Raw genomic sequence first — 1,300 nt, forward strand, 5'->3', positions numbered from 1 at the left:
CGCCGTTACCTTCTCTGGAGCCCGCTGCAGGCTCCCGCCGCCGGACCCGAGGCTGCCTCCGATGGGCGGCCCGTGCCGTGTGCTCCGCCGCTGTTTGATGACGATCGCAGCTGCCGTACTGTTCCTGCCAGTCGCTCGAGTGACGCCTTCCGGCGTCTGCAGTCCCAGGCAATCGAAGTTGCCGCCGGGCATCCCGCCCGGCGGGTCGCAACCGCTACCCGGACACCGAGGATCAGACGATGCTTATTTCAGGCTCCATGGAAGGTGCTCAGGCGCCGGTCGAAGTGCTCACCCGTTGGTCTCCCCTGCGCGCGCTGCAGGGAGTGTTGGGCAGGCAGCGCCGCGCCACGGAGGTGGCCGAGCAGCATCGGCGGCACGTCGAGCTTGAGGCCCAGGTGGCCGCATTGCACCGGGTGCAGGCGGTCATCGAGTTCGCCCTCGACGGCACCATCCTGCAGGCCAATGACAACTTCCTGCAGGCAGTGGGATATCGCCTGGATGAGATCCAGGGCAGGCATCATTCCCTGTTCGTCGATCCCGAGGACGCGCGCAGCACCGGATACCGCGACTTCTGGGCGCGGCTGGGCCGCGGTGAGTTCGATGCAGGTCAGTACCGGCGCTTCGGCAAGGGCGGGCGCGAAATCTGGATCCAGGCCTCCTACAACCCGGTGCTTGACCAGCACGGTCGGCCGTACAAGGTGGTCAAGTTCGCCACCGACATCACCGCGCAGAAGCAGCAGGCAGCCGAATCGGCGGGGCAGCTGGCCGCCATCGACAAATCGCAGGCGGTCATCGAGTTCAGCATGGATGGCCGCATCCTGGCGGCCAATGCGAACTTCCTGGCCGCCACCGGCTATACGCTGGAAGAGGTGCGTGGCCAGCATCATTCGCTGTTCGTCGAGCCCGACTACCGGGCCAGTGTCGAGTATCGGCGGTTCTGGGAAAAACTCGGCTCCGGCGAGTACGACGCAGGCCAGTACCGGCGGCTGGGCAAAGGCGGTCGTGAAGTGTGGATCCAGGCGTCGTACAACCCGATCCTCGATGCCGGTGGCCGGCCGTTCAAGGTSGTCAAGTACGCCACCGACATCACCGCACAGGTGCATGAGAGCCAGGCAATGCAGCACGCCGTCGCGCAGACGCGCGAAGTGGTGGCGTCGGCAAAGGAGGGCGACCTGACCCGGAGCATCGGCATGGCCGACAAGACGGGCCCGATCGCCGAGCTATGCGGTGGCGTCAACGCGCTGGTCGAGGCGATGGCGGCCATCATCGGTCAGATCAAGTTCGCCGCAGACACCATTGC

The 1,300-nt window shown here is 66.2% G+C and carries 1 protein-coding gene; it reads left to right on the forward strand.

All coding sequences use genetic code 11. The features are described 5' to 3' along the window. Positions 1–239: 239 nt before the first annotated feature. Positions 240–1,300, forward strand: a 1,061-nt coding sequence (locus AC1VAN_RS22105; protein ID WP_480986779.1) for a PAS domain-containing protein, incomplete at its 3' end; no start/stop codon positions are given.

Source organism: Stenotrophomonas sp. 05L44_2 (assembly GCF_056665995.1).